Source organism: Nonomuraea turkmeniaca, from assembly GCF_005889735.1.
In the GTDB taxonomy this organism is placed as follows: Bacteria; Actinomycetota; Actinomycetes; order Streptosporangiales; family Streptosporangiaceae; genus Nonomuraea; species Nonomuraea turkmeniaca.
In genome coordinates this window covers 54,680-68,326 of record NZ_VCKY01000005.1, presented here as the reverse complement: position 1 = coordinate 68,326, position 13,647 = coordinate 54,680, and the positions used below count along the sequence as shown (strand labels likewise).

Sequence of the window (13,647 nt, the reverse complement as noted above, 5' to 3'; positions counted from 1 at the left end):
CGCCCTCTGGCGCGGAGGAATACCCGCGGATGCCGTGGTGCTTGTGGCGCCCCTGCTCCTGGATCCGGAGCCGGACCGGCTGCCGTTGCCGGAGTTGCCCTGGAGCATCGTCACGTCCGTCAGGGACCGGGCGATCAGTCCCTTGTAGGAGGCAGCCGATGTGGCGCTCCGCTCAGAAGACCGGCTGGCCGATGCCGAGCAGGTTCCCCTCGCTGTCGCGGAACCAGGCGCCGCGTTCACCCCATGCGCCCTTGCTCGGGTAGTTCCCTTCGATCTCGGCGATCCCGTCCGTCGTCCGCCCGCCGCCCAGCAACCCCGGCAAGTCGACGTCCTCGAACACCACACCGCGCCCTTTGAGTTCCGACATGACGGTCTCGATGTCGTCGACCTCCCACGCCATCTGCGTGAAGGTGCCGGGAGAGGCTCCCGTCGATTGGAACACCACGAAATCGGCGCCCCCGCACCGATACAGCAGCCCACCCGGCCGTTCATCGACAGGCTCGAGGCCGAGCTGCTCGGAGTAGAAACGCCGCGCCCGGTTCAGGTCCTGGGCGGGCAGCCTGGTCGCCACACGCCCCCGGCCGAGAATGTTCCTGTCATCCGCGTTCATGTCTCCACTGTGCCGTGAGCAGCGGCCAACGGGCTGGAGGCCACACCGGGAAGGAAGGGAGTGGCCGCAAGGCGTGCCGGTCCTCCCCGGGGCGGCAGGGAGATCGCCCACCCCGACGACCCCGTGGCGGGTGGCGGCGGACAGCGCGGCCGGCACACCGGCGGGGGGACGTGCGGGTTCCCGTCACCGTCCGGTGCGGAGAGCGTGGAGACTCCTCAGCCCGTCCAAGCCTCCTTGCCTGTGGTGACCGGGCCGCCGGTCTTCACCGACTCCTCGATGGCGAGGCTGATCAGGTGGTCCTGGCAGGCCTCGGCGAGCGGGTACGGTGGCGGGCCCTCTGACGGGCCCAGGCACCCGTGCGCTCCAGGATGTCCGCGACCGCGATGTCGTCGTCGGACCGGGACGCGCCCTCGAACGGGTTGCGGTAGACCACCCAGCCGTCGAAGCTGATGTGCTTGAGGTCGCGCAACTCCAGGTTGAGGTCGATGCCGGTGTCCCGCCGGATCAGCCGCGACTCCACCGGCGTGGCCGGGTCGGCCAGCCGGACCACGTGGTCGTCGACCAGCTCGCCGATCGAGCCGCGCACCACGATGCGCCGCGTCCGCAAGGGATTCCACCACTGGTTGTCGGTGAAGTCGTACAGGCCCATCGTGCCGCCGAAGTCGAGGGTGGCGATGGTCGTGGTCAGCGTTGCGGCGTGTCGTCACCGGTCCACCCGTCGAACCCCAGCGGGTTGGCGAGCGGCGCCTCGAACGCGCTGGCACGTACCTCGGCGGCGTCGAACCCAATGCCCAGCAGGCCGCGGATCAGCGACACCGCGTGGTACAGGTGGGTCGAGGAGACCTGGACCGAGGTCGGCTCGCCGATCAAGCCCTCCCGGACGAGCGTCAGCCGGGCCGCGTGCCGGGCATCAGCAGATACTGCTCGCGCCTGCCGCCATTTGACGTAGAGCCGGGTTATCGCCGTCTGCACCAGGTCGTCGGCGCGGTGCCAGTCCTGGCACAACGGGTGTTGCATGACTTGACCACAGTTCGCGTCCGTCATCCCGGAGCCACTGTCGCGGCCCGGACGAGCAGTCCGTCCGGGTACGGCCTGTCGGTGTGCGGTCTCAGGACGTGCCTGACCGTCCGTTCCCAGGTGATGCCGGGGTGGGGTTGAACCGAGGGCGCGTCACACCACATCCCTTGCCGACAGCTCGAAGGAGTCGGTATCGATGCCGCGCGTCAGGATCCGCCGCGGATGGATGCTGATCCACGCCGGGTCGAACGGCATGTTGGCGCCGATACGCCTGCCGAGTTCCTCGCCCCCGGTGGTATGCGTCTCCGCCCGACCTCGGATCTCGATGCCGCGCGGAGTCCAGGGATCGACAGAGGCCAGATCGTCTACGGCGAACGCGACATCAGGGTGGCGCTCGGCGTCGCGGAACTTCTTGCTCGCGGCCATGTCGGTGCCGGCGTGGCCCCCGACCACGATGGTCTGGGTTTGCGGATCGTAGAAGACCCCTACAGGCACGATGTGCGGACGGCCGTCGGGGCCGACCGTGGCCAGGCGGCCGAGCAGTTGACTGGTCAGATATTCGATCTCGTTGGCGGTGAAGGTCATGAACCCAGTGTGCGGGGCCGGATCGGCGCCGGAGGAGACCGGGAGGAGGCTAGCCCTGACAGGGCCACGATGGCGGCGCCCGCCCGCTGCGACGGTCAGCGTTGATCGGTGAACTGTTCGGCGACCGGTGAGCCGGCCAGGGAGTCGACAAGGCGCGCCAGCAGCTCTTTGAGCAGCTCCTCGTCCCCGTTCGCGGTGGGCAGCCGGACCATGCTGGCCTCCGTCAGCCGCCCGACCCGCTGGCGCAGCCTGCGACCGCGCGGTGTGAGGAAGGCGCGGATACGCCGACGGTCGAGGTCGTCGACCCGGCGGTAGACCAGCCCCTCGTCGACGAGGTGGTCCAGGAGCTTGGTGAGGGTGGCAGGCGGGAGGAAGGCGTGCTCGGCGATCTCGGTCATGTGATGGCCGGCGCCGTCGGACAGCAGGGTGATCACCCGCCAGGCTTCGAGGGAGCAACCCTCGGCCTCGAGGATGACCGCGAGACGCCGGCCCAGCAGCCGCTCGGCTCGCGTCAGCAGTTGCATCAGGTCCGGCGGCTCGGGTGTGACCGGGGCCGTCATGTCCCTCCTTGATCCCGCGCGGGCCCTCATGCTACAGAGTGGTCCCGGATATCCGGAACCACTTTGAATTCGTGTATTGAACAGGAAAGCATGTCGCTGTGTTGCGGCATGGCGGACAGGAGCCCGGTCTGGTGGTCCCCGGATCACTGGACCCGTTGCCGCACGGTCTCACCGAGCTGATCGATCTCAGCGGCGAGACGCTGAACGTGGCTCTCGTCGTGCCGATGCGGGGCCCCGCCGGGATGTTCGGGCCGACGTGCGAGCTGTGCGCCGAGTTGGCCGCCGAAGAGGTGAACCGAGCGGGAGGCGTGCTCGGGCGGGAGCTTCGCCTGGTTCCGGTGGACGGCGGCGCCCCACCCGATCAGGTGGCGGCCGAAGTGGAGGCGCTGGTGTCCCTGGGTGCGGTGCAGGGGATCACCGGCTGGCACATCTCCTCGGTCCGCCAGGCCATCGCCCCGCGGATCGCCGGCCGGGTGCCGTACGTCTACACCGCGCTGTACGAGGGCGGCGAGCGCACCGACGGCGTGTTCATGACCAGCGAGACGCCGGCCGACCAGTTGTACCCGGCGATGCGGTTGCTGACCCGGGAACGGGGGTTGAGACGCTGGTTCGTGGTGGGCAACGACTATGTCTGGCCCCGCCGCACCGCACACGCCGCCCGCCGGTACGCCGCGGAGTGCGGAGCACCTGTCTGCGGCGAGTCGTATCTGCCGCTGGGCGCCCACGACTTCCGCGAGGTGCTGCGGCGCATCGAGCGCAGCGAGGCGGATGCGGTGCTGATGCTGCTGGTCGGCAGCGACGCGGTGCGTTTCAACCGGGCCTTCGCCCGCCGCGGCCTCGATCAGCGTTGTGTGCGGCTGAGCACGCTGATGGACGAGAACATGCTGCTGGCCAGCGGCACCGCGGCGACAGGCGAGCTCTACAGCACCGCGGGCTTCTTCGGTTCGCTGGTGACCCCGGAGAATCTGGAGTTCCACGGGCAGTACGCGGACAGGTTCGGGATCGAGGCGCCCCCGTTGGGCAGCCTCGGCGAATCCTGCTACGAGGGGGTCCTCCTTCTGGCGGCGCTGATCGAGCGCGCGAGGACGCTCGAAATGCGCACCATCATGGGCAGCTCCGAGGCGGTCTCCTACGAAGGCCCGCGCGGGCTGCTGCACATGCGGAAACGGCACGTCCGCCAGCGCATCTATCTCGCCGAAGCACATGGACTCGAGTTCAACGTGGTGGCCCAACTATGGGGCGGCGACCCGGCAACCCCTTGACAGTGTCCGTGTCAGCGCCGGAGAATGCTTCCCACGTGAAGCATCTACCGAAGAGTCGCAGTTCAGACGCCCTGTAGGCGTCGAGTTCCGGTTTCTGCAGGGTCGCCGCCCGCAGGCCTCCCCGCGAATTCGCGATTCGGTTAATTGCCAACGCATTTCGTCGTGGCTTATTTATGCCCGACGCATGCGTTGGCTTTTTTGTTTAGCCCGAACCAGATTTCCCTATCTTGGGCTGAAACAGCTAATTAAGGATCACGAAACATACTCGTAATAGCGTTCGATGACGCTATCCATGCCAATCGAGCGAGTGTGAACCACCCGACGATGGGCGTAACAGGGTGCGGCGACTACAGAAAGCATCCGGACCGTGGCCGCCGAACGGCGCAGACAACCCCATCTCCTCTTCCGGAGAACCTCGGCCCCGCAATGGCGCGGAGCCTCCATCGCATTGCTTGATTTGCCCCAGACGGGGACGAGGAGGCCTAATGTTCAGGGTTCGCGGACGCCGGATCGCGGCGTGCGCAGCGGTTGTCGCCACTGCGATGACGCTCGCCTCGTGCGGTAGCAGGGTCGACCAGAGCAGCAGCAGCACCGCTGCCACAGGAGCCGTCGACGCCTCGGGCACGACCATCAAGGTCGGGCTGCTCAACTCGCTGTCCGGCACGATGGCCATCAGCGAGGTGACGGTCAAGAACGCCCTCATGCTCGCCGTCGACGAGATCAACGCCGCCGGCGGCGTACTCGGCAAGAAGATCGAGCCGGTCAGCGAGGACGGCGCCTCGGACTGGCCCACGTTCGCGGAGAAGGCGCAGAAGCTCATCAGCCAGGACCGCGTCGCCGCGGTGTTCGGGTGCTGGACGTCGGCCAGCCGCAAGGCGGTCAAGCCGGTGTTCGAGAAGAACAAGGCACTGCTGTTCTATCCCGTGCAGTACGAGGGCCTCGAGCAGTCCCCGTACATCTACTACACCGGCGCGACCACCAACCAGCAGATCGTGCCCGCGCTGGACTACCTGAAGGCGCAGGGCAAGACCTCGCTGTACCTGGTGGGCAGCGACTACGTCTTCCCGCGCACCGCCAACAAGATCATCAAGGCGTACGCCGACGCCAACGGCATGAAGGTCCTGGGCGAGGACTACGCGCCGCTCGGCTCCACCGAGTTCTCCACGATCACCAACAAGGTGAAGGCGGCGGGCGCCGGCGCGGTGTTCAACACCCTGAACGGCGACAGCAACGTGGCCTTCTTCAAGGAGTACAAGTCCGCCGGGCTGACCGCGGACAAGATGCCGGTGCTGTCGGTGTCCATCGCCGAGGAAGAGGTCAAGAGCATCGGCACCCAGTACCTGGCGGACCAGCTGACGGCGTGGAACTACTACCAGACCACGCCGGGCGCGGCCAACGAGAAGTTCGTCAAGGCGTACAAGGCCAAGTACGGCGAGGACAAGCCGACCAGCGACCCGATGGAGGCCGCCTACGTGTCGGTCTACCTGTGGAAGGCGATGGTGGAGAAGGCCGGCGCCTTCGACGTGGAGAAGGTCAAGGCGGCCGGCGCCGCCGGCGACATCACCTTCGACGCGCCGGAGGGCAAGGTCACGGTCGACGGACCGACGCAGCACGTCCACAAGACCGCGCGCATCGGCAAGATCGGCTCCGACGGCCTGATCAATGAGGTGTGGAACTCGGGCGAGCCGATCAAGCCCGACCCGTACCTGAAGGACTATGCCTGGGCCAAGAGTCTGGCCTGACGGCAGCCCATCGCCAGGTGGACGGGGGAGCCGGAGTCGATCGGCTCCCCGCCCACCGTCCCCTCATGATCGGGAGGTATCCCCAGTGACGTTGGTCTTCAGCCAACTGTTCACCGGCATCAGCATCGGCGCGGTGCTGTTGCTCATCGCCCTGGGCCTGTCGCTCACCTTCGGCCAGATGAACGTCATCAACATGGCCCACGGCGAGTTCATCATGGCCGGCGCGTACACCGTGTACGTGGTGCAGCAGATCATCACCAACGCCGGAGTGTCCCTGCTCGTCGCACTGCCGGTGGCTTTCCTGGTCGCCGGAGCGATGGGCGTCGTGCTGGAGTTCCTGCTCATCCGCCGCCTGTACACCCGACCACTGGACACCCTGCTGGTCACGTGGGGCGTCGCGCTGATCCTGCAACAACTGGCACGAGACATCTTCGGCGCCCCCAATGTGCAGACCCGCGCCCCCGACCTGCTCACCGGCAGCATCACGATCTTCTCCAGCGGCGACGGCAACGATCTCATGGTGGCCAACAGCCGCCTGTTCATCCTCACCCTGGCGCTGCTGGCCGTCGCCGCGCTCACGCTGGGTCTGCGCATGACCCCGCTGGGACGGCGCATCCGGGCCGTGGTGCAGAACCGCGACCTGGCCGCGGCATCCGGGATCGCCACCGGCCGCGTGGACCGGATGACCTTCTTCATCGGCTCCGGGCTCGCCGGCATCGCCGGAGTCGCACTGACCCTGGTGGGGCCGATCGGGCCGACGATGGGCACCAACATCATCATCGACGCGTTCCTCGTCGTGGTGGTCGGCGGCATCGGGCAGCTCAAGGGCACCGTGATCGTGGCCTTCGCCCTGGGCATGATGCAGTCGCTGGTGGAGTACTCCACCACGATCAGCGTCGCCAAGGTGCTGGTGTTCCTCACCATCGTGGCCTTCCTGCAATGGCGGCCCCAGGGGCTGTTCACGCTACGTACGAGGAGCCTGGCATGACGACCGCGACCGGCCGGAGCGCCGGAACCGGAGCTGACGAGAAGCCGGAGCACTCCGCAGATCGGACACGCCGGTTCGGTCCCGGAACACCGTTGCGGGCGGCAGCCGGATTCGCCCTCGCGGCGATCGTGCTCTTCGCGGTGGCGCCGCTGGTACTGGGAGACTTCCGGCTCAACCTGCTGGCCAAATACCTGTGCCTGGCGATCGTGGCCGTCGGCATCGGGCTGGCCTGGGGCCGCGGCGGGATGCTCGCCCTGGGCCAAGGCGTGTTCTTCGGCCTCGGCGGATACGCGATGGCCATGCACCTCAAGCTCGCCGACGCCGGGCCCGGCAACCTGCCCGACTTCATGCAGCTCTACGGGCAGATCGACAAGCTGCCGTGGTGGTGGGAGCCTTTCGCCAACCCGGTCTTCGCCCTCGCCGCCACGGTGTTGCTGCCGGTGTTCGTGGCGTTCCTGCTCGGCTCGCTGGTGTTCCGCAGGCGTGTGCGCGGCGCCTACTTCGCGATCCTGTCCCAGGCGCTCGCCGCCGCCCTGGCGATCTACTTGATCGGCGAGCAGGGAACCACGGGAGGCACCAACGGGCTGACCGACATCCAGGGCTTCTTCGGCTTCCGCCTCGACGACCCGCTCAACCAGCGGGCGGTCTACTTCATCATCGCCGCCTGCCTGCTGCTGATGCTGGCGCTGGTCCGGCAACTGATGCACAGCCGGTACGGCGAACTGCTGGTGGCCGTGCGCGACGCCGAGGAACGGGTCCGTTTCCTCGGCTACGACCCCGCCAACGTCAAGCTGGTCGCCTACATGGTCGCCGCGGGCATGGCCGGACTGGCGGGCGCGTTGTTCGTACCCGCGGTGGGCATCATCTCCCCCGCGCTGATCGGCGTCGTGCCCTCCATCGAATTCGTCATCGGCGTCGCCCTCGGCGGCCGGGCCACCCTCATCGGGCCGGTACTCGGAGCGATAGCCGTGGCCTGGGCGAAGACGACACTGTCGGAGCAGTTCCCCGCCGCGTGGACCTACCTCCAAGGACTGCTGTTCGTGATCTTTCTCGCCTTCCTGCCGAACGGCCTGGCGTCGGTGGCCGGCCTCGTCCGGCGTCGCCGCCCCGCCCCCGCCGATCGCAAGGCCGCGCAGCCGAAGAGCGTTCCCCTGACCGCCGAGACCGGAGGAGCCGGCCAGTGAGCACCCAGAAGCCCGCCGGACTGCGCATCCGCGACCTGAGAGTGGTGTTCGACGGCTTCGCCGCCGTGGACGGCGTCGACATCGACGTCTCACCCGGAGACGTACGGTTCATCATCGGACCCAACGGCGCCGGCAAGACCACCCTCGTGGACGCGGTCACCGGCCTGGTCAAGGCCACCGGCTCGGCCGCCTTCGACGGCCAGGAACTCCTCGGCCGGAAGGTCCACCACATCACCCGGCTGGGCATCGGCCGCACCTTCCAGACCGCCGCGGTATTCGAGGAACTGACCGTGCTGCAGAACCTCGACATCGCGGCCGGAACGAACCGCGGCCTGCTGACCCTGCTGCGCAGGCGCAAGAGTGTGCCCGACAGCGTGGCCCAGGCGATGGAGACGATCGGGCTGACCTCGGCACGAGACCGGCTCGCCGGCACGCTGGCCCACGGACAGAAGCAATGGCTCGAGATCGGCATGCTGCTCGTACAGGACGCCAAACTGCTGCTGCTCGACGAGCCCGTGGCCGGCATGAGCCAGGACGAGCGTGACACGACCGGAGAGCTCCTCGGCATGCTCAGCGAAGACCGCACCGTCGTGGTGATCGAACACGACATGGACTTCCTCCGCCGCTACGCCCGTACCGTCACCGTCATGCACGCGGGCCGGATCCTGAGCGAGGGTTCCGTCGCCGAAGTCCAGGCCGACCTCAAGGTTCAGGAGGTCTACCTCGGACACGCCAAGGCCACCTCGCAGGCCCTCGTACAGGAGGTGTGATGCTGGAGTTCGACGGAATCGACGTGGGGTACGGCCGGAGTGTCGTCCTCCACGACCTGTCCCTGGCCGCGCGGGACGGCGGGGTGACCGCGGTGCTGGGCCACAACGGCGCCGGCAAGAGCACGCTGCTACGCGCCGCCATCGGCCTGCTCAAGCCGCGCGCGGGCACGATCCGGCTGGACGGTGCGGACATCACCGGGCTGGCCCCGCATCAGCGGGTGGCCCGCGGAATGGCCTACGTCCCGCAGGGGCAGCAGTCCTTTCCCCATCTGACCACCGCGGAGAACCTCCAGCTCATCGCTGACGGCCGCCGCAACGGGAAGGCCGCCACAGCGGAGGCGCTCGGCCTGTTCCCCGCACTGGCCGGCCTCATGAACCGTCGCGCGGGCCTGCTGTCCGGCGGACAACGCCAGCAACTGGCCATAGCCCGCGCGCTGATCACCGAGCCCCGGCTGCTCCTGCTGGACGAACCCACGGAGGGCATCCAGCCCTCGGTCGTCGCCGAGATCGAGCAGACCATCCTGTCGCTGGCCGGCCGCGGCGGGATGTCGGTCTTGCTGGTCGAACAGCATGTGGGCTTCGCGGTGCGGGCAGCCGGGCGGTACTACGTCCTGGAGGCCGGGCGCGTGACCTCCTCGGGTCAGGGCGGCGAGGACGCCGAATCCGCCGTCCGCGAAGCCCTGGCCGTCTGACATGATGTGCGGCGCTTCCCGCTCGCGCCGGCGCGGGGAGCCGCCGCACATCCTTGTGATCCATGCCGGGTGCCCGACCGGCGGCAGACCGTCACCTCGCCGACCTGGTGACCGGGTGGTGGGCCGGCGGGGTGCGACTGCCCGCCGCGATCCTCACCTGGCTGCACCGCGACGAGGTACGAGACCGCCTGTACAGCGCATTCGAGCGTGATCACGACGCGTCGTGGGCCGATGACCTGGCACGCGCCTACGATGCGCTTGCCTGGCAGGTCCGCCCTGACCTGTGAGCCAGCCCGCAGGCGCCCGGTGGTCTGCTGGCCCCCCGGGCGCCGAGCCGGGTGGTGGGCGGCGGCGTCGGACGCGCCGACCCCGTGCAGCACGTTGAAGAGCACGGTCACGTCCTGCTCGCCCGGCAGAACGCCTCGGCGTACAAACCCGTGGCCGCCGCCCAGGTCGAGCAGGCTCTTGCCGCCCTCCGGCGGCGGCACCAGCGAGACGACCTCCTCCGCCAGCCACTCGGCGAGGCCGCGGTGCAGGTCGAGGGCGCGTGAGGATCTCCGCCCGGTGCCCGCGCCCCCGAAGGATCCGTCCCAGGCGCACGAACGGCAGGACATCGCCATGCGTGCGAATCCTGGATGTCGTGGGGGGCCGATGCTGAAGGTGCGGCCGTGGCCGCGGCCGCTCCCCCGCACGTGATTCACTCGCGTCCCGCAATGTCCTCTACAGCTTGTAGAGTATGCGCGTTACCTGGGGAAAGGATGGAGCGTGCTGCGCTGGTTTCGAGTCGTAGCGGTGGCCGAGGCGTGCTCGTGGGCGGGGCTGCTGGTCGGGATGTTCTTCAAATACGTGATCGCGACCGGTGAGCTCGGGGTGAAGGTGTTCGGGCCGATCCACGGGGCGCTGTTCCTGCTGTACGCGGCCGGAGTGATCCTCTCGGCGCGAGAGGCGGGCTGGAGCCGGGGCGCAGTGGTGCTCGGCCTGGCGTGCGCGGTGCCGCCGTTCACCTCGGTGTGGTTCGAACGGCGGATGGCGGCGCGCACGGCGGCCAGGCAACTCGCCTGATCCGGACTCGCCTTCCCCGACGTTCCACTGGTCAAGCTGCACAAGGACCTCCGCCCATCCCCTTCTCCCTTCTCGTGGTGGTTCTGTGCGGAGCGGCCGGGCCGAGACGTCTTTTGAGTGGGTTGGCCAGGATCGGCAGGGCGCCCGTGGCGGGTGGTGCACCAGCAGGTGCGCGTGGCCGTGCTCGCCGTTGAGCTGGACTAGATGTGCGCCGAAGCTGTCGCGAACCTCCGTCATGATCTCTTCGCCGTGGCGGAGCCGTTGTCAGTGAAGACGCCTCGCCGGTGTTTCGGTGGGAAGGCCAGGTGAGTGTGGAGGCTGTGAGCCACGTTGCGGTCTCGACGAATATCGGGGACTCCGCTCGCGGTGACCTGCGTCACACGATAATATGTTCGACTGTGAAACTGGTGGTGCAGGTGAAGCTCCTGCCGACGCCCGAGCAGGCCGAGGCGCTGGAGGCGACCCTGTACCAGCTCAACCAGGCCGCCAACCAGGTCTCCCAACTCGCCTTCGACATCCAGACCTTCGGCCTGTACGCCCTGCGCCGACGGTCGTGCGCGTTCGCTGGACCGGCCGACCACATCGCCGCGCTCAACGTCTCCCGGCGGGCCGGCGTGGTGTGGGCATTCGTCAACATGCCCAACGAGCCCGCCGTGGCAAGCGGGCTCAGTGCGTCCCGAGCCGATCAGCCAGACCGGACCGCGAGACGCAAGCCCAGGGCTTCAACCCTAGGTCGTTGACCGTAGCAAGGATTCTCCATGCGGCAGGCCGGTCAACGGCGGCTCGGCGGTGGGCGATGCGCAGGGCGCTTAGCGGATCGTTAGCGCTGCTTGCCAGGGTCGGCTGATGAGACATACGCGGATTCTCGCCCGCGTGGGCGCGGCGTTAGCCCTGGTCGTGCCGCTCTGCGCTGGGGCGGTGGCGGCTTGGGCCGCGGCGGGCGAGACGATCTTCACGGAGCATTTCAGCAGCCCGGTGGGCGGGCTGCCACCCGGATGGACCGGCAGCGGCAAGATCGTCACCGACACGGGATACGGCGAGCCGCGGTCGCTGCGCATCGACGACACGTCGGCCACCTCCTACCCGGGCGCGCGGAGCAAGCTGATCGCGGTCAAGCCCGAGTCCTTCTACGACCTGACCCTGTACACCCACACCGACCACGCCGGCGACGGCGGCGTCATCCGGGTGATCGTCGAGCAGTTCGCCACCACGCCGAGCCAGGCGGTGGGCGACCGCATCGGACTGCGCTGGCTGGACATCCCGGTGACTCGGACCTGGCGGCTCAACACGCTGAACTTCACCACCGCCGGCCGCGCCGCCTCGATCAGGATCGGGCTGTACCCGGCCTACGTCGGGGTCGAGCACCAGGGGCGGGCCTGGTTCGACGAGCTGACGGTCACGACGGCCGCGAGCGCGACCGACCCGCTGCTGGACGCGACCGGCGACCCGGTGACCGTCTCCTCGGTGGTCAACGACCCCCAGCCGATGTCTCCCGGGATCTTCTGGAACAGGATGCCCGAGGCCCCGGCCGACGCGGCGGTCAGCGAACGGTCGCTGTGGTCCTATCCGCTGCTGCGCCGTCACTTCCTGGCGCTGAACCTGGCCATGCCCCGGGTGGTCAGAGCCGCGCACGACACCATGGAAGCCAACGCGCTGACCACATCGAAGTACGTCCAGGCGCCGAAAACCGGAGACGTGATCACACCAGAGGCCCAGCGAGTGGTCGCCAAGGACATCAGATACCGGCCGATCGTCAGCCCGCACCCGTACAACACCGGCAAATACACCCCGGTCTACTATCCGCGCCGGACTCAGGACTACCTCGCCGACGACGTGGAGGAATCCCTGCTGCCCGTCATGACGCTGACCGGCGACGCCGCCTTCACCGCGAGAGCCGGGGAACTCGTGGCGTTCCTGCGCTATTCACAGTGGACGGCCGACGGCGACAACGACTTCAACCGGCTGGAATACCCGGCAGAATTCACCGCCACTCCGGCCTACCGGGGCGGCTGGGACTCGATGTTCAACTGGAGGTGGCTGGACGCCTACGGCTACACCTGGAAGCTGCACGAGCCCGACCACCACGTCAACGCCGACGTCGCCAAGGCGATGGTGCGCGCCTTCGAACTCACCGGCGATCGAACAGGCCTGGACGCCGCCACCGAGTTCGTGACCCACCAGATCCCGCGCTACGGCTGGCATACCGGTCTGTGGCAGGGCAAGCGCTACTACTGGACCGAGTACAACCCCTCGGGTGGGACCAACCCCAAGCTGGACGCCACCGACAACGTCCAGGCGCTGGTCGCGCGGGCCGCGGCCATGGTGGGTCACCACCGGCAGGACCGGCGAATGCTGGAGTACGCCCGCGGCCTGCTGTGGTACTGCGTCCGCGAGTGGGTCTCCGACGGGCGCTGGTACTACGACGGCGCGGAGAACCCGATGAACCAGCGCGCCGCCATCTCCCACGACATGGCGGTGCTGATCCCGCTGCTCGACACCGCCGCCTACCTGCTCAAGGCCGGCGTAGGACTGGACGACGCGTTGCCGACGCTGACCCGGGCGTACGAGTACTACCAGGAAGCGCGGGTGCACGAGGTCGGCAAGTCGCCGTTCCGTGCCGCGCCGTTCAACCGGATCCACGACGGGCAAGGCGCCAAGCTCGCCCCGGAGTGGGACGGCCAGGCCTGGAAAGTGACCGCCTTCTTCACCGCGAACCGGGCCGGTACCGGGCTGACGGTCGCCGACGTCCCGCCGGCGCTGTCTCCGGCCGGGTCCCTCCCTGGGACATTTCCGGTCACGGTGACCAAGCTGATCCCACCGCAGAGCACCACCGGCGAGTGGACGGCCGAAGAGCACACCTTCACCGCCACCCCCGACCAGCTACGCGCCGGGGTGGCCACCGGGCTGAGCATCCAGCCGGGCGATCTGTTCCGGCTGAGCTATCGGGTGCCGGGCGAGCCTGGTGCGTGGACCTCGATGCCGACCGCGGCGTTCGGCTTCCGGCTCGGCAACGAGACACGCACCGTGCGGACCACGGTGCCCAGCCCGGCGTTCCCCACCGTGGCGACCGCGGACACCTACATCAGCCTGGCGAGCCGGCTGTCGTTGCCCGGGCAGGCGTCCTTAGCGATTGGTTAGCGGCGCTTCGTACGCTCACGCCGTCTCGCGTGATGAG

At 68.5% G+C, this 13,647-nt stretch carries 16 protein-coding genes and 1 pseudogene; 11 read left to right on the top strand and 6 right to left on the bottom strand.

The genetic code is table 11. The features are described from left to right. Positions 1 to 172: 172 nt before the first annotated feature. The 5 genes from ETD86_RS02595 to ETD86_RS02575 form a co-directional block, all read right to left on the bottom strand. Positions 173 to 610, bottom strand: coding sequence for a VOC family protein (locus ETD86_RS02595; protein ID WP_138664448.1), 438 nt, complete (start codon positions 608 to 610; stop codon positions 173 to 175). A 289-nt stretch (positions 611 to 899) separates the two neighbouring features. Continuing rightward, complete coding sequence (locus ETD86_RS02590; RefSeq protein ID WP_138664447.1) at positions 900 to 1,259, bottom strand: hypothetical protein; 360 nt, start codon at positions 1,257 to 1,259, stop codon at positions 900 to 902. Positions 1,260 to 1,294: 35 nt separating this feature from the next. Beyond that, positions 1,295 to 1,627, bottom strand: coding sequence for a hypothetical protein (locus ETD86_RS02585; RefSeq protein ID WP_170222835.1), 333 nt, complete (start codon positions 1,625 to 1,627; stop codon positions 1,295 to 1,297). 153 nt (positions 1,628 to 1,780) lie between these two features. Further along, positions 1,781 to 2,212, bottom strand: coding sequence for a PPOX class F420-dependent oxidoreductase (locus tag ETD86_RS02580; RefSeq protein ID WP_138664445.1), 432 nt, complete (start codon positions 2,210 to 2,212; stop codon positions 1,781 to 1,783). A 95-nt stretch (positions 2,213 to 2,307) separates the two neighbouring features. Then, positions 2,308 to 2,772, bottom strand: coding sequence for a MarR family winged helix-turn-helix transcriptional regulator (locus ETD86_RS02575; protein ID WP_138664444.1), 465 nt, complete (start codon positions 2,770 to 2,772; stop codon positions 2,308 to 2,310). Between the two features lie 131 nt (positions 2,773 to 2,903). On the opposite strand from ETD86_RS02575, the gene ETD86_RS02570 reads away from it, so the two are divergent. The 9 genes from ETD86_RS02570 (at position 2,904) to ETD86_RS02530 (ending at position 10,472) form a co-directional block, all read left to right on the top strand. Next, positions 2,904 to 4,034 (top strand): substrate-binding domain-containing protein, encoded by a 1,131-nt coding sequence (locus tag ETD86_RS02570; protein WP_246147543.1) that lies wholly within the window; start codon positions 2,904 to 2,906, stop codon positions 4,032 to 4,034. Positions 4,035 to 4,519: 485 nt separating this feature from the next. After that, positions 4,520 to 5,776 carry an urea ABC transporter substrate-binding protein gene (gene urtA, locus ETD86_RS02565; protein WP_138664443.1) on the top strand — a complete coding sequence of 419 codons (1,257 nt, stop codon included), beginning with the start codon at positions 4,520 to 4,522 and terminating at the stop codon, positions 5,774 to 5,776. 85 nt (positions 5,777 to 5,861) lie between these two features. Then, the gene (urtB, locus tag ETD86_RS02560) at positions 5,862 to 6,764 is read left to right on the top strand and encodes an urea ABC transporter permease subunit UrtB (RefSeq protein ID WP_138664442.1); all 903 of its coding nucleotides are present in this window, start codon (positions 5,862 to 5,864) and stop codon (positions 6,762 to 6,764) included. Then, entirely contained in the window at positions 6,761 to 7,948 is a 1,188-nt protein-coding gene (urtC, locus tag ETD86_RS02555; protein WP_138664441.1) for an urea ABC transporter permease subunit UrtC, read from the top strand. The genes urtB and urtC overlap by 4 nt, the downstream gene beginning before the upstream one ends. Further along, entirely contained in the window at positions 7,945 to 8,718 is a 774-nt protein-coding gene (gene urtD, locus ETD86_RS02550) for an urea ABC transporter ATP-binding protein UrtD (RefSeq protein ID WP_138664440.1), read from the top strand. Before urtC ends, urtD begins: the two co-directional genes overlap by 4 nt. Beyond that, positions 8,718 to 9,410: an urea ABC transporter ATP-binding subunit UrtE gene (urtE, locus tag ETD86_RS02545; RefSeq protein WP_138664439.1), complete on the top strand. Its 693-nt coding sequence runs from the start codon at positions 8,718 to 8,720 to the stop codon at positions 9,408 to 9,410. Before urtD ends, urtE begins: the two co-directional genes overlap by 1 nt. A 62-nt stretch (positions 9,411 to 9,472) precedes the next feature. After that, complete coding sequence (locus tag ETD86_RS02540; RefSeq protein WP_138664438.1) at positions 9,473 to 9,697, top strand: hypothetical protein; 225 nt, start codon at positions 9,473 to 9,475, stop codon at positions 9,695 to 9,697. 84 nt (positions 9,698 to 9,781) lie between these two features. Further along, positions 9,782 to 9,961 carry a hypothetical protein gene (locus ETD86_RS02535; protein WP_138664437.1) on the top strand — a complete coding sequence of 60 codons (180 nt, stop codon included), beginning with the start codon at positions 9,782 to 9,784 and terminating at the stop codon, positions 9,959 to 9,961. Between the two features lie 214 nt (positions 9,962 to 10,175). Next, positions 10,176 to 10,472: a DUF3817 domain-containing protein gene (locus ETD86_RS02530; RefSeq protein WP_138664436.1), complete on the top strand. Its 297-nt coding sequence runs from the start codon at positions 10,176 to 10,178 to the stop codon at positions 10,470 to 10,472. A 63-nt stretch (positions 10,473 to 10,535) separates the two neighbouring features. Here the strand turns inward: ETD86_RS02530 and ETD86_RS59880 are convergent. Continuing rightward, positions 10,536 to 10,709 (bottom strand): annotated as a pseudogene (locus ETD86_RS59880) (IS200/IS605 family transposase); the annotation flags it as partial. A gap of 161 nt (positions 10,710 to 10,870) precedes the next feature. Here ETD86_RS59880 and ETD86_RS56635 point away from each other — a divergent pair. Next, complete coding sequence (locus tag ETD86_RS56635; protein WP_211369786.1) at positions 10,871 to 11,212, top strand: hypothetical protein; 342 nt, start codon at positions 10,871 to 10,873, stop codon at positions 11,210 to 11,212. A 106-nt stretch (positions 11,213 to 11,318) separates the two neighbouring features. After that, the gene (locus ETD86_RS02520) at positions 11,319 to 13,610 is read left to right on the top strand and encodes a hypothetical protein (RefSeq protein WP_138664435.1); all 2,292 of its coding nucleotides are present in this window, start codon (positions 11,319 to 11,321) and stop codon (positions 13,608 to 13,610) included. Positions 13,611 to 13,647: the final 37 nt, after the last annotated feature.

What these genes read in the sequence shown, in the direction of transcription:
- ETD86_RS02595 (WP_138664448.1), bottom strand. Translation starts at nt 610, where the DNA reads ATGAACGCGGATGACAGGAACATTCTCGGCCGGGGGCGTGTGGCGACC.
- ETD86_RS02590 (WP_138664447.1), bottom strand. Translation starts at nt 1,259, where the DNA reads ATGGGCCTGTACGACTTCACCGACAACCAGTGGTGGAATCCCTTGCGG.
- ETD86_RS02585 (WP_170222835.1), bottom strand. Translation starts at nt 1,627, where the DNA reads ATGCAACACCCGTTGTGCCAGGACTGGCACCGCGCCGACGACCTGGTG.
- ETD86_RS02580 (WP_138664445.1), bottom strand. Translation starts at nt 2,212, where the DNA reads ATGACCTTCACCGCCAACGAGATCGAATATCTGACCAGTCAACTGCTC.
- ETD86_RS02575 (WP_138664444.1), bottom strand. Translation starts at nt 2,772, where the DNA reads ATGACGGCCCCGGTCACACCCGAGCCGCCGGACCTGATGCAACTGCTG.
- urtA (WP_138664443.1), top strand. Translation starts at nt 4,520, where the DNA reads ATGTTCAGGGTTCGCGGACGCCGGATCGCGGCGTGCGCAGCGGTTGTC.
- urtC (WP_138664441.1), top strand. Translation starts at nt 6,761, where the DNA reads ATGACGACCGCGACCGGCCGGAGCGCCGGAACCGGAGCTGACGAGAAG.
- urtE (WP_138664439.1), top strand. Translation starts at nt 8,718, where the DNA reads ATGCTGGAGTTCGACGGAATCGACGTGGGGTACGGCCGGAGTGTCGTC.
- ETD86_RS02540 (WP_138664438.1), top strand. Translation starts at nt 9,473, where the DNA reads ATGCCGGGTGCCCGACCGGCGGCAGACCGTCACCTCGCCGACCTGGTG.
- ETD86_RS02520 (WP_138664435.1), top strand. Translation starts at nt 11,319, where the DNA reads ATGAGACATACGCGGATTCTCGCCCGCGTGGGCGCGGCGTTAGCCCTG.